This window comes from Stenotrophomonas sp. YJH_SMC_48-3 (genome assembly GCF_059369375.1).
The window spans coordinates 179,552-200,342 of record NZ_JCAFSQ010000003.1 but is presented as its reverse complement, the minus strand read 5'-3'; the positions used below and the strand labels follow the sequence as shown (position 1 = coordinate 200,342).

The following is a 20,791-nucleotide window of genomic DNA, read 5'->3' as shown; positions in this document are numbered from 1 at the left end:
GCACTGGATGGCGGCCGTGCGGCCGCCACGATCCGTTCGGGGGGATGAGGTCGGGGCCATGGGGTCTTGCAGCTGCGCCCCCGCATTGCCGGGATTGCAAACTGTGACCTTCGTCCGCTCGCTGTCGTTCGCCATGCGCTTCCAGGGCGCGCTGCTCTGCGCTCTTCTCTTCCTGCCGGCCATTGCCGCGGCCCAGGACTGGAACTATCGGGTCCGTCCCGGCGATACCCTGTGGGACCTGGGTGGCCTGTATCTCAAGCCCTCGGTACGCTGGCAGCAGCTGCAACAGCACAACCGCATCGACAACCCCTACCAGCTGCCGCCGGGGCAGCTGCTGCGCTTCCCGATCAGCTGGCTGCGCATCGAACCAGCCCCCGCCCGCGTGCTGTCGGTAAGGGGCAAGGTCGAACTGTCCGGCGCCGATGGCAGCGCCACGCGCGCGCTACTGGCCGGGGAACAGCTTCGCATCGGTGACACGGTGCAGACCGAGGGCGACTCCAGCGTCACGCTTGAATTCGCCGACGCTTCCCGCCTGCAGCTGCGCGAGCATTCCCGGCTGCGCCTGGACCAGCTCAGCCGTTACGGCCACACCGGCATGGTCGATACCCGCGTGCGCCTCCAGCAGGGCCGCGCCAGCAACCGGGTGACGCCTGCCCGTGGCCCCGCCTCGCGCTACATCATCGATGCACCTACGGCGACCAGCAGCGTACGCGGTACCGTATTCCGGGTCAGCGCCGGTGACGCCGGCCACGTGGCTGCCACCGAAGTGCTGCAGGGCAAGGTGCAGGTCGGCAACATCCACGGCAAGCGCCTGGTCCAGCCTGGACAGGCCAGCCTCAGCAGCAGCGCCGATACGGCGCCGGATGCTGTCTCCGCGCTTCTTCCAGCACCGCAGCTGCGCAGCGACGGCATGCGCCTGGCGCCCTTGCCGGCCCTCCTCGCCTGGGACCCCGTCGACGGCGCCGCCCGCTACCGCGTTGAAGTGGTGCTGTCGGCAACGCCGGAAATCCTGCTGTTTGCCGCCACCACCACCGATACCCGGCTGGCGATCGGCGACCTGCCCCCCGGCCAGTTGCGCATCCTGTTGCGCGCCGTGGATGCGCAGGGTGTGGAAGGCCTCGACGCCAGCGCCGATTTCGAACTCGGCGACCAGCCCCCGCCGCCACTGACGGTGGCCCCGCTGCACGGGCAGACCATCAACAGCGACCGACCGCGCTTCCGTTGGAGCCAAGCGCCCGGTGCGCGCAGCAGCGTGCTGCAGATTGCCGCCGAGCCGAACTTCGAGCAACCGCTGCAGGAACAAAGCACCCCGGTCACCGACCTGCGCCTGGCGCAGCCGCTGCCGCCCGGCCAGTACTTCTGGCGGGTGGCCTCGCGCGATGGCAACGGCCACCAGGGCCGCTATGGCCAGGCCCTGCCCTTGCAACTGAGCAATGAACCGGTCGACCCGGCCCTGCAGCCGCCCGAGGCCACGCGTGGCGAACTGACCCTCCGCTGGCAGGCCGGCAGCGAAGGCCAGCGGTACCGGGTGCAGGTGGACCGTCGAGGCGACTTCCGGGCACCCCTGGTCGACCAGACCGTAAGCGAGCCGCAGGTCAGCTTCAAGCAGCCGTGGAGCGGCACCCTGCATGTGCGCGTGCAGTACATCGACGACGACGGGCATGCGGGCGAGTACTCGCCGGCCCAGCAGATCAAGCTGCCTTGCCGTCTGTGCTACGGCGCTGGTGGCGGCGCCCTGCTGCTGTTGCTGTTGTTATGAGGCGCTCGCCGCTGCCGTGGTCGAAGCGGATTCTGCTGGCACTGCTGGCCGGCGTGCTGACGGTGATCGCCAGCCACGGCCAGTGGCTGTGGCGCCAGGACGAAGCCGCCTATGACGCCATGGTTGGGAATTGGGAGTACCGCCCCGACCCCAGCGTGCTGATCGTGGCCATCGACGAGGGCAGCCTGCAGCGCATCGGCCAATGGCCCTGGCCCCGTTCGGTCCATGCGCGCCTGCTGGACCGGCTGACCGACGCCGGTGCCGAGCGCATCGCACTGGACCTGATGCTGTCTGAGCCGGATCGACGCGACAGCCAGCAGGACGATGAACTGGCCACAGCGATCCGCCGCAGTGGCCGGGTGGTGCTGCCAGTGCTGGCGGCGCCGGCCGCCGGCGACCGCATGGCCGAGGAAATGCTGCCGATTCCGCAGATTGCGAGCAGTGCTGCGGCAATCGGCCATACCGATGTGGAAGTGGACGGCGATGGCGTCGCGCGCGGTGTGTATCTGCATGCGGGCATCGGCCAGGCCCATTGGCCGGCGTTGGGCCTGGCGCTGGCCGACCTGCCGCCGGGCACGGTGCACGGCCTGCCCGATCCCGATCCGCAGATCGGTTCGCCCTATCAGTGGCGACGCGACGACTACGTGCGCGTGCGCTATGCGGGGCCGCCCGAGCGCCTGCCGCAGGTGTCCTATGCCGACGTACTTGATGGTCACGTGGACACGGCGATGCTGCATGGCCGCCGCATCGTGGTGGGCATGACGGCCAGCGGCATCGCACCGCGGCTGTTGACCCCGACCACCCGCGAGTACTGGATGAGCGGCAGCGAATACCAGGCCAACATCGCGTCGATGCTGCTGCAGCACAAGCAGATCGATCTGCTGCCACGCCTCTGGCAGCACGCCATCAGCGGCGTGCTGGCCGCGTTGTGCGTGCTCCTGCTCGGCCTGCGCCTGCCATGGCTTGCCGCACTGTGCTCGCTGCCGCTTCCACCGCTGCTGAGCTGGTTGCTGTTGCGTGCCGGTGACCTGTGGTGGGCACCGGCAAGCGCAATGCTGGGCATCCTGCTGGTGTTGCTGTCCTGGGCGATCTGGCGGATCTCGGCCTGGCACCGCCAGGCCAACCGTGATGCGCTGACCGGCCTCGGCAATCGCCTGCGTTTCGAGCAGTCACTGCAGCAGGAATGCGATGCCGCGCGCCGCAGTGGCAGGTCCTTGAGCCTGGCACTGATCGACGTCGACCATTTCAAGCGCCACAACGACCGCCACGGGCATCAGGTCGGCGACCGCGTGCTGCGCGATGTTGCACGGCTGATCGGTGCGCATGCTCGGCGCCCACGCGACATGGCCGCGCGCTACGGTGGCGATGAGTTCGCACTGGTGCTGCCGGATACCCCGGCCGAAGGCGCACGCCAGGTCATCGAGGACCTGATCGCCTGCGTGCGTGCACTGCCGGCCCCCGGTGATGGCAGCGACGGTGCCGTCACCCTCACCATCGGCGTGTTCACCCGCGTGCCTGACGGCACGCTGCAACCGCATCATTTCGTCGAAGGCGCCGACGCCGCGTTGTACCAGGCCAAGGCCAACGGCCGCGACGGGTATGTGATCGACGACAAGGCGTGACCCTCGCCGCCGCCGGGGTGCAACATACGCATGCGAATGGCTAGACTGGGCGCCTCGCCCTGCGTCCCCGCACCCGCATGAACGCCCACCTGTTCCGCTTCGGTATCAATCTCTGGCCACCGTTCCTGTTCACCGGCATCCATGTCACCCGCATCACGCCGGACTACCGGCAGATAGATGTCGAGCTGCGCCTGCGGCCATGGAACCGCAACTACGTCGGCACGCACTTTGGCGGCAGCCTGTTCGCGATGACCGATCCATTCTGGATGCTGGGCCTGCTGCACATCCTCGGGCGCGACTACTACGTGTGGGACCGAGCAGGCGCCATCGACTTCCTCAAGCCCGGCCGCGGCACCGTACGCACGTCATTCCGCATCGACGACGCGCTGCTGGATGAACTGCGCACGGAAGCAGCCAGTGGTGAGAAGGTGCTGCGCTGGTTCAGCAACGACGTGGTCGATGAGAGCGGCGAAGTGGTCGCCCAGGTGCGCAAGCAGGTCTACCTGCGGTTGAAGCCACACGCACGCTGAGCGCGCCTCAATCGCGCGCCAACGCAGCCGAAGCTGGCTCCGCCTGCAGCGGTACCGTCAGCCACGGGTTCTCATCAGCGCTGCGCGCTGGAGAGCGCCGCGGCACCTGCAGATGGTGGCCATCGGCGGACAGCTGCGGCGACCGCACCGGCGAGCGGAACTGCGCCGGCAGCCGCTGCAGGGCGTGCACCGGATCGTCCGTCTGCTGCCGCAGCCAACGCTGCGCCCCCAGCAGCCGCACCATCGCCGCGGCATCCTGTGGCCGTGACGAATACGCAGGATAGACGGGCGCGGCAATCTCGGTCAGCACGCACCCCATCACATTGGACAGGCAACCGAAATCCCGCTGCGGCGGCGCTTGTAACGGCAGCGGCCGATCGGCCTCCAGCGCGGCCGTGGCGGCTGCGCCACAGGCCCAGCCAAGATTGCCGGCCACGCGCGCCAACGTGCTGCGCCGGTCAAGCACCAGGACGCCACCAAATTCCCGGGCCGAGGACTCGATCGCCGCCCGGCTCATCGCGTACTCGCCCTGCATAGCACGGCACAGGCTCTGTTCCTCGGCCCGCAACGGCTGCATGGCCTGTTCGCACTCGGCCGGCAGGGGGTGGTCGGCAGGCAGTTCAACCAGCATGTCGGCCAGCAGCTGGGCATTGGCCTGCACCAGGCTGGCACCGATGATGCTCTCGACCAGATAACTGCTGCCGGGCACCAGCCGCCGGCCCAGCTGCAGGCCACGGCAGGCACCACGCAGGGCACCGTCAATGTCACCCTGCACATAGGCCAGCGCGCGTGCACTGGTGGCGTCCATCACTACGCCATAGGCCGGCAACGGGACCAGAATGCCCTCGCCCTTCGGCGGGAACGGCGACGCGAAGTAGTCGGCGTCGGCCAGCTGATCCAGCCGCGCATGCAACTGCTGGTGCCCGGCGTGGGCCTCCACGAAGCGTTGCGGGTCCGCGCGGACCTGGGCGAGACAGCCGCTGGCGGCCGGCCCGCAACTGGCCCCGGGCCGCGAGTGCAGCTCGGCATGGTTGGCTACCAGGTGTGTCCGGCCGCTGCTTCCGCCATGTGCATCGGCTTCCCAGCGCCGTACATCCTCGGCCAGCGCCTGCTCGCGCTGCTGGGCATCCAGATCGTCGAACGGCAGCGTCCACAACAGTGCATATCCATTGCGGCCGCTCACCGGCAGGCGTGCTTCCAGTCGCTGCTGCGCCTGCAGGCGCGATTCGGGCACCGGCCACATGCGCGAGGCGCACCACACCACGATGGCCAGCACCAGCAGGCCTGCCAGGGTCCAGCCCAGTCCGCGCAGAATCTTCAACACAGCTTCCCTTCCATGTGCCGTTGCCGCAGTCGATTCCCCAGCGTAATCGACCGGCCGTGACCGCTACAATGCGCGCATGTCGCTCGAAGCCCCCGCCCTGGTCCCCCGCCCCTCCCTGCAGCGCCTGTTCCTGACCGGCCTGCTGACCCTGCTGCCGATCTGGCTGACCTGGGTCGTGGTCAAGTTCGTGTTCGTGCTGCTGTCGGGTATTTCCAGCCCGCTGGTGGTGCCGCTGTCCGAACAGATCGCAACCAGCTTCCCGCACTATCTGGGCTGGGTCCGCGCCGAGTGGATCCAGGACACCATCGCCCTGCTGGCCACCCTGCTGGTGATCCTGGCGGTGGGCGTGGCCAGCCGCCGCGTGCTCGGCCAGCGCCTGCTGCGCTGGGTCGGCGCGGTCATCAAGCGTATTCCGTTGGCCAGCATCATCTACGACAGCGCCAAGAAGCTGCTGGACATGCTGCAGACCGAACCGGGCAGCACCCAGCGCGTGGTGCTGATCGACTTCCCGCATCGCGACATGAAATCGGTCGGCCTGGTAACCCGCGTGATCAAGGAACACGGCACCGACCGTGAGCTGGCCGCGGTGTATGTACCGACCACGCCGAACCCGACCTCGGGCTATCTGGAAATCGTGCCGGTGGAACTGCTGACCCCGACCGACTGGACCGTCGATCAGGCCATGAGCTTCATCATCTCCGGCGGTGCCGTGGCACCATCCAGCGTGCCGTTCACCCGCGCCGGCGAACGCACTGGCGAACGCACCGAATGACACCGGCGCCGATCGAGCGCCCGCTGCAGGACCGCGCGGTCCTGCTGTTCATCGTGCTGGCCGCGTTCTTCTGCGGCAACGCGGTGCTGGCCGAGCTGATCGGGGTGAAGATCTTCGCGCTGGAAGACACTCTGGGCATCGATCCGCTGAACTGGAACCTGTTTGGCCAGACCGGCTCGCTCAGCTTCACCGCGGGTACCCTGCTGTGGCCGGTGGTGTTCATCATGACGGACACGATCAACGAGTTTTTCGGCAAGCGCGGCGTGCGCTTCATCTCGTGGTTGGCCGTGGTGCTGATCGCCTATGGCTTCCTGTTCGCCTTCGCAGCGATCTCGCTGGCTCCGGCCAGCTGGTGGGTCACCTCGATGGACGGCCACGGCGTGCCGGACTACCAGGCGGCATTCGCCGCGGTGTTCGGCCAGGGCATGTGGACCATCGCCGGTTCGCTGGTGGCCTTCCTGCTCGGCCAGCTGATCGACGTGGCCGTGTTCCATCGCATCCGCCAGGCCACCGGCGAGCGCCACGTGTGGCTGCGTGCGACCGGATCCACCGCGATCTCCCAGGTGGTGGACAGCTTCGTGGTGATCTGGATCGCCTTCGTGCTCGGCCCGCAGCACTGGCCGACGTCGCTGTTCCTGGCCGTCAGCAGCGTCAACTACATCTACAAGATGGGCTTTGCGATCGCATTGATCCCGTTGCTGTACCTGATGCGGCGCGCGATCACCCGCTACCTGGGCGCCGACAGGGCCGCCGCCCTGCGCGCCGCGGCTGCGGCTGACTGAAGCCCCAGCGGCAAAAAGCTGACTGCGCCTTCACGCTGGCCGTACGCGGCCGGATCGTGCAAGCTCCACGGTCTGTGTTCCACGGAAGCTCCTGATGCCGCATCCCACCCGCGCCCTGGCCGCCGCCATCGCCGCGTTGTTCCTGTTCAGCGCCGTGCCGTCGGCCGAAGCAGCGAAGAAGAAGGCCAGCCGCCCTGCCGCCGCGCAGACCCGCCAGGCCGCCAAGCCCAAGGCCCGGCCCGCCCGCGCCACCGCGCCGGCCCGTGGCAGTTCGGCGCGCCGCGCCGCGCCGCGTCCGGTCGCAGCGGCCCGGGCCGTGCCCAAGCAGGTGCAGCTGGAGCGCCTGTACGACGAATACTGGGATGCCTCGATGCGGTTGAATCCGCTGCAGGCAACCTTCCAGGGCGAGGCCCGCTACAACGACCAGCTGCCCAACATCCTGTCCGCCGCCTGGCGCCAGCAATCGCACGACTTCACCACGCAGTGGCTGGGCAAGGTCGAAAAACTCGGCAGCGACGGCCTGCAGGGCCAGGACCTGCTCAGCTACGAGATCTTCGTGCGCGACGCGCGCGCATCGCTGGCCGCCGAGCGTTACCCGAGCTGGATGATGCCGATCAGCCAGTACTACAACATCGGCAGCATCATGGCGATCCTCGGCTCAGGTGCCGGCGCGCAGCCGTTCAACACCGTGCAGGACTACGACACCTGGTCGCGCCGCTCGCTGGGCATTCCCGAGCTGTTCGACCAGGCCATCGACAACATGCGCCAGGGCATGAGGGCCGGCGTGGTGCAGCCCCGCGACCTGATGGAGAAGGTGCTGCCGCAGCTGGATGCGGTGATCAAGCCGACTGCCGAAGAGAGCATCTTCTGGTCGCCGATCCGCACCATGCCCAACACCATCGGGGCGGAGGACAAGGCGCGCATCAGCGCCGAGTACAAGCGCATGATCGAGCTGCGCATCATGCCGGCCTACCGCGCCCTGCGCGGCTTCATCGCCACCGAATACCTGCCGGCCACGCGCACCAGCAGCGGCCTGGGCGCGCTGCCCGATGGCCAGGCCTGGTACGCCAGCCTGATCGTGCAGACCACCGCCAGCGACCAGAACGCCGCGCAACTGCACGCGCTGGGCGAGCAACGCGTGCAGGAGCTGCAGGCGCAGATTGCCACCGTGATGAAGGATGCCAAGCTGCGCGGCACGCCGACCAAGCTGCTGCGCAGCATGCGCAACGACCGCCAGTTCCAGTACGGTGACGCCAACGCATTGATCAACCGTTACCGCCAGGTGCAGCAGCAGGTCAACGCACGCCTGCCGCAGGTGCTCGATACGCTGCCAAAGTCCGCACTGGACGTCCGTGCGGTGGAACCGGAGCGTGCGCTCACCGCCGCGGCAGCGGCCTATCAGCCGTCCGCGGCCGGACAACCGGCCGTGTTGTACGTGAACACCCGCGACCTGCCCACCCGCAAGCGCTGGAACGTGCCGGTGCAGTACCTGCATGAAGCGATTCCCGGCCACCACGTGCAGCTGGGCCTGCAGCAGGAACTGGCCAAGCTGCCACGCTTCCGCCGCCTCGGTGGCGATCTCGCCTTCGTCGAAGGCTGGGGCCTGTATGCCGAAACGCTGGGTGAGAACCTGGGCATCTACACCGATCCCTACGACCGCATCGGCTACCTGTATTCGCGCCTGCTGCGCGCCGCCCGCGTGGTGGCCGACACCGGCGTGAACGCACAGGGCTGGAGCAAGCAGCAGGCCGTCACCTACCTGCAGAAGACCGTGGACATGAGCAGCGACGACGCCAACGCCGAAGTCGAGCGGATCATGGCCCAGCCCGGCCAGGCGCTGTCCAACGTGGCGGGCCTGACCACCATCGTCGCTCTGCGCGACAAGGCCAAGGAACGCCAGGGCGCCGCCTTTGACCTGCGCCGTTTCCACGCCGAACTGCTGAAGGACGGCTCCATGCCGCTGGACGTGCTGGGCCGCAAGATGGAACGCTGGATGGCGCAGCCCGCCAGCGCCACACCAGCCCCTTCACCCTGACCCCTCCGGAGCCGCCATGCGCCCTGCCGTCGCCCTGTTCGCCGTCGTGCTGGGCCTGCTGCCAGTGGCGGGCTCCGCCGCGCCGGTGCTGACCCCACCGGATGCGGGCATCGACGGCCTGATGCAGGCCTACGATGGCCGGGTGCCCGGCGCCGCCGTGCTGGTGCTGCATGACGGGCAGCCGGTGTTCCGCCGTGGCTACGGCCTGGCAGTGGTGGAGGACGGTACTGCGGTCACTGCCGCCAGCAACTTCCGGCTGGCCTCGGTCAGCAAGCAGTTCACCGCTGCGGCGGTGCTGCTGCTGGTGGAGGATGGACGGCTGGGGTTGAATCAGCCTGCACGACAGTGGCTGCCCGAACTGCCGCCGGCTGCAGCGGCCATCACGATCCGCCAACTGCTCTCGCACACCAGCGGCCTGCTCGATTACGAAGACCTGATGGACCCGGCTGACACGCGGCAGGTGCATGACGCCGACGTGCTGACCCTGCTGTCGCGCGAGGACCGCCTGAATTTCGCACCCGGCACGCAGTACCGCTACAGCAACAGCGGCTACGCGCTGCTGGCCCTGATCGTCGGCCGCGCGTCCGGCCAGGATTTCGCCACCTTCCTGCAGCAACGCATCTTCCGCCCGCTTGGCATGGCGCATACCGTGGCCCACCAGGACGGCGTGGACACGGTCGCCGCGCGCGCCTATGGCTACAGCCGGATCGACGGCCGCTGGCAGCGCACCGACCAGAGCACCACCAGCGCCGTGCTCGGCGATGGCGGCATCTATTCCTCGCTGGACGATCTCGCCCGCTGGGACGCCGCGCTGTATGACGACCGGCTGCTGTCGAAGGCTTCGCGCCGCGCGATGTTCAGCCCGGCCACGGCCACATCGGAACCGGACGTGCCGCATTACGGTTTCGGCTGGCGCCTGAACGGCCCGGTGCAATGGCACAGCGGCGAGAGCATCGGCTTCCGCAACGTGATCGTGCGCCACCCGGAAAAGCACCTGACCGTGATCGTGCTGACCAACCGCAACGATCCCGAACCGTACCCGCTGGCGCAGAAGATCGCCCAGCGCTGGCTGGACACTCTGCAATGAACACCGGTTCCGACGCCCTGCTGGGCATCCACCACGCCGCACTGATCTGCAGCGACTACGCACGCTCGAAGGACTTCTACGTGCGCATCCTCGGCCTGCGCGTGCTGGCCGAGAACCACCGCGCTGCGCGCGATTCCTGGAAACTGGACCTGGCCCTGCCCGACGGCGGCCAGCTGGAGCTGTTCTCCTTCCCCTCACCACCACCGCGCCCCAGCCGCCCCGAAGCCCAGGGCCTGCGCCACCTCGCGTTCCGGGTGGCTGCACTGGAACCCTTCATCCAGCGCCTGGCCGCGCATGGCGTCGCCTGCGAACCGATCCGCGTGGACGAATACACCGGCCGCCGCTTCACCTTCTTCGCCGATCCGGATGGCCTGCCGCTGGAGCTGTACGAAGTCGGTTGAGCGTTTTTCAATCGTGATTCATCCATGCATGGCATGGATCTACGTGTCGACCAAGGTCGACACCCACCAAGAGCAGGCCGTTCCATTCCGGCAGATCGCAGGAATCTGTCAGAGGTGGGGCGGTGTGGATGGGCAGGACCGTTGGCGCCATGGATGGCGCCATCGAGCCCCCATGGATGGGTTTACGGCGTGTCCTGCCCACCCACACCGCCCCGCCATCCCACGGATAGCTCGCTGTTGCGCTTGCTTCGGCTGTTGCCGTTGCCTCTGCGGGTGCAGGGCGCAGCCCTGCAAAGCCCCCCTTCCCCATACCCCGCCGAATGGGTATACAGTCGACCCATGCCGGCACCGTGCCGGAATGAACCCTGGGAGGGGACCATGCGCAAGACCTTCAAGACCCTGCTGCTGGCACTGCCGCTGTGCCTGGCCGCGCTCTCGGCGCAGGCCGCCGATGGCGCCGCAGGCCGCTGGAAGACCATCGACGACAAGACCGGCAAGGTGAAGTCGATCGTCGAGATCACCCAGGCCGCCAACGGCACCCTGACCGGCAAGGTGGTCGACATCCTGCACTCGGACAAGGGCCCGAACCCGGTCTGTGACGGCTGTGAAGGCGCCAACAGGAACAAGCCGGTGAAGGGCATGACCATCCTCTGGAACCTGAAGGCCGACGGCGCCAACAAGTGGTCCGGCGGCACCATCCTCGATCCGGCCAATGGCAAGACCTACAAGTCGAAGATGGAACTGCAGCCCGGCGGCACCCGGCTGGACGTGTCCGGCTGCATCGCCTTCATCTGCCGCGCGCAGACCTGGCAGCGCGAATAAGCGCCTTGGCCCCCGCTTGAACCCCGTGACCCGGCCCCGGCCGGGTCACCTCGTTGCGGGCATGCGATACTCTGCGGTTCCCCTCGGCTTCACCCCGCGACCATGACCCGTACCGCGCTCGTCACCACCGCTCTGCCCTACGCCAACGGCCCGCTGCACCTGGGCCACCTGGTCGGCTACATCCAGGCCGACATCTGGGTGCGTGCGCGGCGAATGAGCGGCGGCAGGGCCTGGTTCGTGTGCGCCGACGACACCCACGGCACGCCGATCATGCTGGCCGCGGAAAAGGCCGGGGTCACCCCGGAAACCTTCATTGCCAACATCCAGGCCAGTCACGAACGTGACTTCGCCGCCTTCGGCGTCGCCTTCGACCACTACGACTCCACCAACTCGGCGGCCAACAAGGCGCTGACCGAGCAGTTCTACCTGAAGCTGGAGGCAGCCGGCCACATCAGCCGCCGTTCGGTGGCGCAGTTCTACGACCCGGCCAAGGGCATGTTCCTGCCCGATCGCTACGTCAAGGGCATCTGCCCGAACTGCGGCAGCCCCGACCAGTACGGCGACAACTGCGAAGTGTGCGGCGCCACCTATGCGCCGACCGACCTGAAGGAGCCGCGTTCGGTCATCTCCGGTGCCACGCCGGAAATGCGCGATTCGGAACACTTCTTCTTCGAGGTGGGCCACTTCGATGCGTTCCTGCGCGAATGGCTGGCCGGCGACGTCGCCCTGCCGGGGGTGAAGGCCAAGCTCGGTGAGTGGCTCAATGCCGAAGGTGGCCTGCGCGCGTGGGACATCTCGCGCGATGCACCGTATTTCGGATTCCAGATTCCCGGCCAGCCGGGCAAGTACTTCTACGTCTGGCTGGACGCGCCGATCGGCTACCTGTCCAGCTTCCAGACCCTGTGCGGCAGGATCGGCGAGGACTTCGACGCGCACCTGCGCGCCGGCACCGCCACCGAGCTGCACCATTTCATCGGCAAGGACATCGTCAATTTCCACGGCCTGTTCTGGCCGGCCGTGCTGCATGGCACCGGCCATCGTGCGCCGACGCGCCTGCACGTGAACGGCTACCTGACCGTGGACGGCGCCAAGATGAGCAAGTCGCGCGGCACCTTCGTGATGGCCCGTACCTTCCTCGACGCGGGCCTGGAACCGGAGGCACTGCGCTACTACTACGCCGCCAAGTCCAGCGGTGGCGTCGACGATCTCGACCTGAACCTGGGTGACTTCATCGCCCGCGTCAACGCCGACCTGGTGGGCAAGTTCGTCAACCTGGCCAGCCGCTGCGCCGGCTTCATCAGCAAGCGCTTCGAAGGCCAGCTGGCCGCGCAGCTGCCTGATGCCGCGCAGTACCAGCGCTTCGTCGACGGCCTGGCACCGATCCGTGAAGCCTACGAGCGCAACGACCCGGCTGCGGCGATCCGCCTGACCATGGCCCTGGCCGACGAAGCCAACCGCTACATCGATGACGTCAAGCCATGGGTCATCGCCAAGCAGGAAGGCGCCGACGCGCAGCTGCAGGCCGTGTGCAGCCAGGGCCTGAACCTGTTCCGCGTGCTCGTCACCGCACTGAAGCCGGTGCTGCCGGCCACCGCCGCGCAGGCCGAGGCCTTCCTGGCCGCGCCGGTGAACGACTGGACCGAGCTGGCGCAGCCGCTGCTGGATCACCGCATCGCCGACTACACCCCGCTGTTCACCCGTATCGACCCGAAGAAGATTGACGCCATGATCGACGCCTCCAAGGACACCCTGCAGCCGGCCGCTGCCGCCGCCCCCGCCGCCAGGACCGAAGCGGTCAAGCCGGCCGCCCCGGCCAAGGACGAAGCAAAGAGCGCCGATGCTCCGGCCTACATCGGCATCGACGATTTCGCCAAGCTCGACCTGCGTATCGGCAAGGTGCTGGTGTGCGAGTTCGTGGAAGGCTCGGACAAGCTGCTGCGCTTCGAACTGGACGCAGGTGAACTGGGCAAGCGCCAGATCTTCTCCGGCATTCGTGGCAGCTACGGCGAGCCGGAGCAGCTGGTGGGCCGCAACGTGGTGTTCATCGCCAACCTGGCCCCGCGCAAGATGCGCTTCGGCCTGAGCGAAGGCATGATCCTGTCGGCCGGTTTCGACGGTGGCGCGCTGGCGCTGCTGGACGCCGACAGCGGCGCGCAGCCGGGCATGCCGGTGCGCTGATGCCTGCAGCGGGCGCGGCCACCGCCGCGCCCGCCGGCAGCACCGGCCACGGGGCACGCGATGGGAGGCAACGGAATGGAACTGGCGCTGTTCGACTTCGACCACACCGTGACCACCTGCGATACCTATGGCCGCTTCCTGCGCCGCGTGGCCACCGCCGAACAGCTGGCGCAGGCGTGGTGGAAGGTCGGCCCGTGGCTGGCTGCGTACAGGCTGAAACTGATCTCGGCCGAACGCATCCGCGCACGCGTCACCCGTTTGACCTTCAGTGACCGCCACAGCGATGACATCGCCACGCTGGCGGCCGGCTTCTCGCGTGAGTTCCTGCCCGACGTGGTACGCCCGGAAATGCTGGAGCAGATCCGCTGGCACAAGGAACAGCAGCACACCGTGGTGATCGTGTCCGGTTCGCTGGACCTGTACCTGCAGCCATGGTGCGAGCAGCTGGGCCTGCAGCTGATCTGCAACCGGTTGGAGAGCCGGGACGGACGCCTGACCGGCCGTTACGTCGGCGGCGACTGCGGCCCGCGCAAGGCCGAGCACATTCGACGCCGGTTCGATCTGTCGCGCTACGTGCGCATCCATGCCTACGGTGACAGTGCCGAAGACAGGCCGATGCTGGCGCTGGCCCACGAGCGCTGGTTCCGTGGGAAACCCTTGAAGTGAACTTGACGCGCAGCCTTCGCCACGCATGAGCCTGATTCCGCCCCTGACCGAACGCCTCGACCGCCTGCTGCCGCAGACCCAATGCGGGCAATGCGGCTACGACGGCTGCCGCCCGTATGCTCAGGCTATGGCGCGCGGCGACGCGGGCGTGGACCGCTGCCCGCCGGGCGGAGATGCCGGTGCGCGTGCGCTGGCGCAGGTGCTGGGCGTACCGGCGATTCCGTTCGATCGTTCGCGCGGCGAGCACAAGGCACCGCAGGTGGCAGTGATCGTCGAAGCCGACTGCATCGGCTGTACCAAATGCATCCAGGCCTGCCCGGTGGATGCCATCGTCGGTGGCGCCAAGTACATGCACACGGTCATCGCCGACCTGTGCACCGGCTGCGAGCTGTGCATCCCGCCATGCCCGGTGGACTGCATCGAGCTGGTGCCAGCGTAGCCACCGGACCAACCGGCAGTGGAGCGGCGGGGTAGAGTCGACTGCTAGTCGACTGCTCTTCGTTCCGGCGGCGCAAAACCGCGCGATGCGTGCGATAGTCGGCCAACAGTCGACTCTACCCCCTCCCTGGTGGGAGGTGACCTTGCCTGCCGTTACGGTACTGCCGCCGTCACCACGATCTCGACCTTCCAGTCGGCGTGGGCCAGCTTGGCCTCGACCGTGGCACGTGCCGGGGTCGCGCCTTCAACCACCCATTCGTCCCATGCCTTGTTCATGCCGTCGAAGTCGGCCATGTCGGCCAGGAAGATCTCCGCACGCAGCACGTGCTGGCGGTCACTGGCGACCAGCGCCAGCAGCTTGTCGATCTCCGCCAGCACCTGCCGGGTCTGGCCGGTGATGTCCTGGCTGGTGTCCTCCGGAATCTGGCCGGAGAGGTAGGCGACCTTGTTGTATACGGTCATTTCGGACATGCGCGGTCCGACGTCGTAACGCTCCATCATGGGCGTGGCTCCTGCGGTTGATCAGGCCTGCATTGTCCTCCAAACCGGTCGACGGTGGGTGCACGGGTGCCCTCCGCGATACGTCATTACCGGGCTCCGACGGTCCCACTGGTCAAATGACGATGACAGGCGCACGATGCGCCACGCCCGCGTTGACACCGCCCTCGCCCCTCCTGCCGCACCCTTGCGCCGATGACCGCCCCCGTCGATTCCACCACTGCCCCTTCCACGCCAACCTGGAAGCGGGTTGCCACCATCGTCATCCCGCTGCTGATCCTCGCCCTGGCCCTGCACGGCCTGGCCAATGAGTTCGACGAGCACGGCTATCGTGCGATCCGCCAGGCGTTCCGGCAGCTCAGCGGCACGCAGATCGCGCTCACCGTGGTACTCGGCCTGGCCAGTTACGCCTGCCTGATCGGCTTCGATGCCATCGGCCTGCGTCGCAGCGGCATCCGCGTGCACCCCGCGCGCGTCGGCATCACCGCGTTCCTTGCGCACACGTTGGGCCAGACCGTGGGCTTTGCCGCGTTGACCGGTGGCGCGGTGCGCCTGCGCGGCTACCGCGGCGCCGGCCTGGATCTGGCGCAGATCGGCCAGGTGGTGCTGATGAGCACGCTCGGTTTCGTATTCGGTGCATGGCTGTTGATCAGCGCGGCCCTATGCATGGAACCCGCCGCGGCAGCGTTGGCATTGCCATTGAATCCCGATGCCGTGCGCATCGTCGGCATCGTTGCCCTGCTCGCCTATCTCGGCACCGTGCTGCTGGTCGGCCGCGACGGACGGCAGTTCAGTGTGCTCGGTCACGCCTTGTGGCTGCCCGATCGCCGCACCATGATCGGTGTCACCGTACTCAGCGTCGTCGAGCTGGTGCTGGCCAGTGCCGCGTTCTACGTGCTGCTGCCGGACTCCACGCCAACCGGCCTGCCGGGCTTCGTCGGCCTCTACCTGGTGGCAGTGCTGGCCGGCCTGGTCTCCACCGTGCCCGCAGGCCTGGGTGTGTTCGAGTGGAGCCTGCTGAAGCTGTTGCCGCAGGTGGCACCGGCAGCGGTGCTGGCGGCAGCACTGATCTACCGCGTCACCTACTACGTGCTGCCGCTGGTGCTGGCCACCCTGCTCGCCCTTGCGCCGGCCCTGCGTCAGCCGCTGCAGGCCAGCGCAGGGGCAACCCGTGCCGGCTGGAACGCGCTGCGCCCGTGGCTGCCGCAGATCATCGCGCTGGCGGTGTTCAGCATCGGCGCCGCGCTGGTCATCGACGGCACGCTGCCGACGCCACGCCGTCACCTGGTGAACGCCTCGCTGCCGATTTTGGAAACCTCACACCTGATCGGCAGCCTCAGTGGCGTCGCGCTGCTGCTGATCGGCCAGGGCCTGGCCCGGCGCAGCCACGCCGCGTGGATGCTGGCGATGGCGGTGTGCGTTGTCACCCCGTTGCCGCTGTGGCTGCGCGGCGGGCAACCATTGATCGCCGTCTCGGCGGTGCTGGTGGCGATGGCCTTGTGGGCTGCACGCCGCGAGTTCTACCGCCAGGGCGCGCTGCTGGATGAAGCCTGGTCGTGGCCGTGGCTGCGCAATCTGGGTCTGGTGCTGGTCGCCGTCACCTGGCTGCTGTTCTTCACCTACAGCCATGTCGAATACCAGAACGAGCTGTGGTGGCAGTTCGCGTTGTCCGGCAACGCACCGCGCGCGCTGCGTGCGTTGCTGGTGGTGGCGATCGCGCTGGTGATGTTCGGCCTGGCCCGCCTGCTGCACAGTACGCGCAGCCCGCTGCCGGCCGCTGACGAGGCCACGTTGCAGTCGCTGGCACCGGTGCTGGCCGGGGCCACCGATACCCAGGCCTGCTTGGTACTGACCGCCGACAAGGCGGTGCTGCGCGATGATGCGAAACAGGGCTTCGTGATGATGCAGCGCTATGGCGGTTCGCTGATCGCGATGGGTGATCCGGTCGGCCCGCCGGACGTGGCCCGTGCACTCATCTGGCGCTTCCGCGAAGAAGCCGACCGGCTCGGCCTGCGCCCGGTGTTCTACCAGGTGGGCGAGACCTACTGGCAGACCTATCTCGACCTCGGCCTGGGCCTGGTCAAGCTGGGCGAGGAAGCGATCGTGCCGCTGCACGATTTCGGGCTGGAAGGCCGCGAACGCGCCGATCTGCGCCAGGCCTGGAACCGCGGCAGGCGCGGCGGCCTGTCGTTCCGCGTGGCACCGGAGGAGGAGGTTCCCGGCCTGCTGCCACGTCTGCATGCGATCTCCAACGCATGGCTGGAGGACAAGGCCGGCGATGAGAAGGGCTTTTCGCTGGGCAGCTACGACCCGGATTACCTGGTGCGCTTCCCGGTGGCACTGGTCGAAGCCGAGGGCCAGATCGTGGCATTCGCCAACCTGTGGCAGGCACCGGCCGGTGCCGAGCTGTCGGTGGACCTGATGCGCCACGTCAACGAAGCGCCGAAGGGGACGATGGACTTTCTCTTCATCGAATTGTTCCTGTGGGGCCGCGCGCAGGGCTATGCGCGGTTCTCGCTGGGCATGGCGCCGTTGTCCGGGCTGGCCCAGCATCGGCTGGCCGGTCGCTGGAACCGCCTGGCCGGCCTGCTGGCGCGGCATGGCGAACGCTTCTATGGCTTCAGTGGCCTGCGCCGCTTCAAGTCGAAGTTCGATCCGCAGTGGCGGCCACGCTATCTCGCGGCGCCCGGCGGCATGCATCTGCCGGCCGCGCTGCTGGATGCCACGCGCCTGATCTCGCTGGATCCGCGGCGGAACTGAAGCCGCGATGCGTCGGGCATGGCTCGACGCTACCCGCTGCTCGGTAGGTGCCGACCTTGGTCGACATGCAACCCCAGCGCCGACCAAGGTCGGCGCCTGCCAAGCGCTACATACCGCCCTTGAGGATCACTTCGGCCAAGCGATCGTAGTCCCCTCCGAAATGGTGATCACCCGGCAGCTTCACCTTCCTCACCCCGTCATTGGCCGGCAGGTCCGGGCACAATGCGTCCTCATCCTTGTCGCCGAACACGCACAGCGTTTTTTCTGCCGGCAGCCTGGCCACTTCCGGGGCGATCGGCAAGCCATCGCCGCCACCGCCCAGCCAGTTGCTGACATGGAATTCGAAGTCGGCCTTCCTGCCCACCGATAGCAGCACGATGCGCTCCAGCCCCTCACGGGTACCGGCATCGAGCTGGTTGATGGTGGCAGGCAACACATCGGCACCCTGCGAGAAACCAATCAGCATCACCTTGTCTCGGTGCCACTGCTGGCGGTAGTGGTCGATGATCTTCTGCAGGTCGCCGGCAAAGCCCTTCGGTGTGCGCTGGCTCCAGAAGTAGCGCAGCGAGTCGATGCCCACCACCGCCACGCCATGCGCGTTGAGTGACGACGCCACGTTCTTGTCCAGGCCCGCCCAGCCACCGTCACCGGAGACGAACACCGCCAGCGTATCGCCGCTGGTGGCCGCCGGCATTTCCACCACCGGCAGGCCCTTCAGTGCAGCAGGCGGCGGTGCCAGGCTGACGCCGGCCTGCGCGCCAATCACCCGCGCCGCCGCCACCAGGCCCGGTGATGCATCACCGCGCGCAGTGCGCTTGAACTCACGCGCCATGGCCACCTGCTGTACGAACCGGCTGGCCTGGCCCGCCCTGCAGCCGTTGTCACCTGCCGCACTCAACCACGGAAAATTCAGTTCGGCCGGCTGCAGCCTGTCGCGCTTCACGCCATCGCCGCAGACCATGCGCTGGTGGCTGTGGTCCGGGCAGAAGCCGGTGGTCAGCACACCGGCGAAAACCTGGGTGTCGGCCTGCGCTGCCAGCGCGTAGGCCATTTCGGCACCTTCACCATCACCGCCGACCAGCGGCAGGTGGTAGCCGGGCAGATGCAGCGAGGCCTGCAGCCAGCGCGAGAAATTCTCGACGTCACCGGAACCGAACGAACAGGTCGGGTCACCCTCGCGCTTGAGCACACCGCGCAGATGCGCAATGTCCACTGCCGCCACCAGCGCGCCGTCGGCACGCAGGGCCTCGATCGGCAGGCGGCTGGTGTCACCGCCGGCAGTGGGTTCGTGGAACCAGATCACCACCCGTTTCGGCGTGCCGGCCGGCATGTGCACCGGAATCTGCTCGAACCGCCCATGGCTGAACTGCTGCGGGGTCACCGCCGCCGTTGCCGGCAGCGTGGCCAGCGCCAATACCACACCCATTGCCCTGCCCAGCCCTGCACGCTTCATGTCGCATCCCCGATGGAATGCGCACACGATACGCCGCCGCCGCGTGCACGGCACGTACCGGCGCAGGCCGTTGGGGATTCAGTCGGCCGCGGCCTGGCGGCTGCGACGGTACAGGGCCGTCGCCAGGTACAGAAGCCAGCCGACGATCACTGCGATCACCACTTTCTGTCCGAGCCCGCGCGGTGGCCCAGCGCGCCACAGCACGTGCAGCCACAGCAGCACGAAGGCCAGCCATGCCCAGCCCCAGAGCAGGTCAGCGGCGGGCTGCCAACCCGGTTCCCGGCGCAGGTACCACGCCTGCAGCAGCATGCCGACGCAGGCACACAGGAACGCCGTGTTGGCTGCCAGCCCGTGGATGAACGGCGCCAGCAACGGGGTCGCTTCAGGCAGCCAACTGTCGCCGATCGCCACCGTCGCCAGGCCCAGGGCGGAAACCGTGAACAACAGCGGTGCGGCCGCACTGCGCCGTGGGCCGATGCTGCCGCGATACAGCGCAACGCCGAGTGCCGCAATGGCCAGCGCCAGCACGCAGTAGGCAGCGCGCAACGCCAGCCCCCACGGCCCGTGCAGATACAGGCTCAACGTCGCCCGCACCCAGTCCAGATCACTGCGCGCAACCTGGGTCCACAGCGCGGTTGCCACGAACAGCAGCAGCGCCACCAGTGCCAGCACCGCCACCGGACGCGCACGGCTCATGCTGCGTCCTCAGGATGCCGCGTCTTCCATTCGGCCAACGCCTTGCGGTAACGCTGCAGCTCCTCGGAGTACAGGTCCAGCACGCACAGCGGGCAGCCGCTGCCGCAGCATTCGTTGGGACCGGGTTCTTCCGGTGGTAGCGGGCGTGGATCGGGATCAGGGACGGACACGGTCGGAAGCGACGATCAGTGGAAGCAGGCCCCAGTGTACCGGGCTGGCTCAGCGGGCCAGCTGTCGGCGCAGGTTCTCCCGAGCGGCCGCATCCAGCCGTTGGTGGAAGAAGTCACTGAGGAAAATCCGCGGCGCCCGCAGCAGGCCCTGCAGGAACCGACGGCGGCCGGCGCGGTACAGGAAGCCCGGCACCACGCCCTTGTATTCGTCGGCCACGCCACGGTCATAGGCGGCAAACACCGGCTCCGGCGCGGCCAGGATCGCCATGTCGCAGTCCAGGAACAGCGCCGCCTCGGCATCCACATCCTGCGGACCCAGCTCACCATGGCGGGCGGTCAGCAGGATCAACTGCCCGACGCGTGCGGCATCCACTGCGGCCAGCTCCGGTGCCTGTGCGATCGCCTGCAGGGCCAGCTGCGCCGAACGGGCCTCGTTGTCCTTGCGCCCCGCGTGGTAGATCGCATCGTGGTAGAGCACGGCCAGATAGATCTCGGCCGGCTGGGTCCAGCCAGGGCCGTCGGCCACCTCCTGGCAGTGCTGCAGCACGGCGCGTACATGGCCGAAGTGGTGGTAGGCCCGTGGCGGCGTTGCATAGCTGTCCTGCAGCGCCTGCCACTGCGCCGGGGCAAGCGTCAGCGGTGAGAAGTCCATGCCCGGATCATCCCGCCTGTGCCGGCGCCGGGCAAGCTGGCGGTTTTTTCACCACGCACTCACAACGCTTGCCGGGCGGGGCCCGGAGCCAGTTGTCCACAGCTTTGTCGAGCGCTGGTCCACATCGGTTGTGGATGACCGCGGCG

The 20,791-nt window shown here is 68.0% G+C and carries 19 protein-coding genes; 13 read left to right on the top strand and 6 right to left on the bottom strand.

The window, feature by feature from the left end; all coding sequences use genetic code 11:
• Window positions 1-58 precede the first annotated feature (58 nt).
• The 3 genes from AC5P65_RS05990 (at window position 59) to AC5P65_RS05980 (ending at window position 3,911) form a co-directional block, all read left to right on the top strand.
• Window positions 59-1,759 carry a FecR family protein gene (locus AC5P65_RS05990; RefSeq protein ID WP_111099028.1) on the top strand — a complete coding sequence of 567 codons (1,701 nt, stop codon included), beginning with the start codon at window positions 59-61 and terminating at the stop codon, window positions 1,757-1,759.
• Entirely contained in the window at window positions 1,756-3,381 is a 1,626-nt protein-coding gene (locus AC5P65_RS05985) for a CHASE2 domain-containing protein (RefSeq protein WP_021204312.1), read from the top strand. Before AC5P65_RS05990 ends, AC5P65_RS05985 begins: the two co-directional genes overlap by 4 nt.
• 77 nt (window positions 3,382-3,458) lie before the next feature.
• The gene (locus AC5P65_RS05980) at window positions 3,459-3,911 is read left to right on the top strand and encodes a DUF4442 domain-containing protein (protein WP_019662120.1); all 453 of its coding nucleotides are present in this window, start codon (window positions 3,459-3,461) and stop codon (window positions 3,909-3,911) included.
• A 7-nt stretch (window positions 3,912-3,918) separates the two neighbouring features.
• On the opposite strand, the gene AC5P65_RS05975 is transcribed toward AC5P65_RS05980, so the two are convergent.
• Window positions 3,919-5,235: a hypothetical protein gene (locus AC5P65_RS05975; protein WP_111099027.1), complete on the bottom strand. Its 1,317-nt coding sequence runs from the start codon at window positions 5,233-5,235 to the stop codon at window positions 3,919-3,921.
• 76 nt (window positions 5,236-5,311) lie between these two features.
• Between AC5P65_RS05975 and AC5P65_RS05970 the strand changes: the two genes are divergently transcribed.
• From AC5P65_RS05970 to rnfB, 9 genes are all read left to right on the top strand, one after another.
• The gene (locus tag AC5P65_RS05970; protein ID WP_005414135.1) at window positions 5,312-6,007 is read left to right on the top strand and encodes a DUF502 domain-containing protein; all 696 of its coding nucleotides are present in this window, start codon (window positions 5,312-5,314) and stop codon (window positions 6,005-6,007) included.
• Window positions 6,004-6,789 carry a queuosine precursor transporter gene (locus AC5P65_RS05965; RefSeq protein WP_021204314.1) on the top strand — a complete coding sequence of 262 codons (786 nt, stop codon included), beginning with the start codon at window positions 6,004-6,006 and terminating at the stop codon, window positions 6,787-6,789. Before AC5P65_RS05970 ends, AC5P65_RS05965 begins: the two co-directional genes overlap by 4 nt.
• Before the next feature lie 94 nt (window positions 6,790-6,883).
• Window positions 6,884-8,824, top strand: a complete 1,941-nt coding sequence (locus AC5P65_RS05960) for a DUF885 domain-containing protein (RefSeq protein ID WP_021204315.1) — start codon at window positions 6,884-6,886, stop codon at window positions 8,822-8,824.
• Between the two features lie 16 nt (window positions 8,825-8,840).
• On the top strand, window positions 8,841-9,911 hold the full coding sequence (locus AC5P65_RS05955) for a serine hydrolase domain-containing protein (protein ID WP_021204316.1): 1,071 nt from the start codon (window positions 8,841-8,843) through the stop codon (window positions 9,909-9,911).
• Complete coding sequence (gene gloA2 / locus AC5P65_RS05950) at window positions 9,908-10,312, top strand: SMU1112c/YaeR family gloxylase I-like metalloprotein (protein ID WP_111099026.1); 405 nt, start codon at window positions 9,908-9,910, stop codon at window positions 10,310-10,312. Before AC5P65_RS05955 ends, gloA2 begins: the two co-directional genes overlap by 4 nt.
• 378 nt (window positions 10,313-10,690) lie before the next feature.
• Window positions 10,691-11,134 (top strand): DUF2147 domain-containing protein, encoded by a 444-nt coding sequence (locus AC5P65_RS05945; RefSeq protein WP_005410552.1) that lies wholly within the window; start codon window positions 10,691-10,693, stop codon window positions 11,132-11,134.
• A 102-nt stretch (window positions 11,135-11,236) separates the two neighbouring features.
• A complete protein-coding gene (metG, locus tag AC5P65_RS05940; protein WP_021204691.1) occupies window positions 11,237-13,312 on the top strand; it encodes a methionine--tRNA ligase in 2,076 nt (691 codons plus the stop codon).
• Window positions 13,313-13,387: 75 nt separating this feature from the next.
• On the top strand, window positions 13,388-13,978 hold the full coding sequence (locus tag AC5P65_RS05935) for an HAD family hydrolase (protein WP_031270850.1): 591 nt from the start codon (window positions 13,388-13,390) through the stop codon (window positions 13,976-13,978).
• A gap of 25 nt (window positions 13,979-14,003) precedes the next feature.
• Window positions 14,004-14,417 carry an Rnf electron transport complex subunit RnfB gene (rnfB, locus tag AC5P65_RS05930; protein ID WP_111098026.1) on the top strand — a complete coding sequence of 138 codons (414 nt, stop codon included), beginning with the start codon at window positions 14,004-14,006 and terminating at the stop codon, window positions 14,415-14,417.
• A 152-nt stretch (window positions 14,418-14,569) separates the two neighbouring features.
• Here rnfB and AC5P65_RS05925 read toward each other — a convergent pair whose 3' ends face one another.
• The gene (locus AC5P65_RS05925; RefSeq protein ID WP_019662128.1) at window positions 14,570-14,917 is read right to left on the bottom strand and encodes a RidA family protein; all 348 of its coding nucleotides are present in this window, start codon (window positions 14,915-14,917) and stop codon (window positions 14,570-14,572) included.
• A gap of 192 nt (window positions 14,918-15,109) precedes the next feature.
• Between AC5P65_RS05925 and mprF the strand changes: the two genes are divergently transcribed.
• Complete coding sequence (gene mprF / locus AC5P65_RS05920; protein ID WP_111104628.1) at window positions 15,110-17,674, top strand: bifunctional lysylphosphatidylglycerol flippase/synthetase MprF; 2,565 nt, start codon at window positions 15,110-15,112, stop codon at window positions 17,672-17,674.
• Between the two features lie 106 nt (window positions 17,675-17,780).
• On the opposite strand, the gene AC5P65_RS05915 is transcribed toward mprF, so the two are convergent.
• From AC5P65_RS05915 to AC5P65_RS05900, 4 genes are all read right to left on the bottom strand, one after another.
• Window positions 17,781-19,127 carry a virulence factor family protein gene (locus tag AC5P65_RS05915; RefSeq protein WP_275942782.1) on the bottom strand — a complete coding sequence of 449 codons (1,347 nt, stop codon included), beginning with the start codon at window positions 19,125-19,127 and terminating at the stop codon, window positions 17,781-17,783.
• 78 nt (window positions 19,128-19,205) lie between these two features.
• The gene (locus tag AC5P65_RS05910) at window positions 19,206-19,823 is read right to left on the bottom strand and encodes a DUF998 domain-containing protein (RefSeq protein WP_111098028.1); all 618 of its coding nucleotides are present in this window, start codon (window positions 19,821-19,823) and stop codon (window positions 19,206-19,208) included.
• On the bottom strand, window positions 19,820-19,993 hold the full coding sequence (locus AC5P65_RS05905) for an oxidoreductase-like domain-containing protein (protein WP_080241960.1): 174 nt from the start codon (window positions 19,991-19,993) through the stop codon (window positions 19,820-19,822). Before AC5P65_RS05905 ends, AC5P65_RS05910 begins: the two co-directional genes overlap by 4 nt.
• A gap of 49 nt (window positions 19,994-20,042) precedes the next feature.
• A complete protein-coding gene (locus tag AC5P65_RS05900; RefSeq protein WP_021204685.1) occupies window positions 20,043-20,645 on the bottom strand; it encodes an HD domain-containing protein in 603 nt (200 codons plus the stop codon).
• Window positions 20,646-20,791 lie beyond the last annotated feature (146 nt).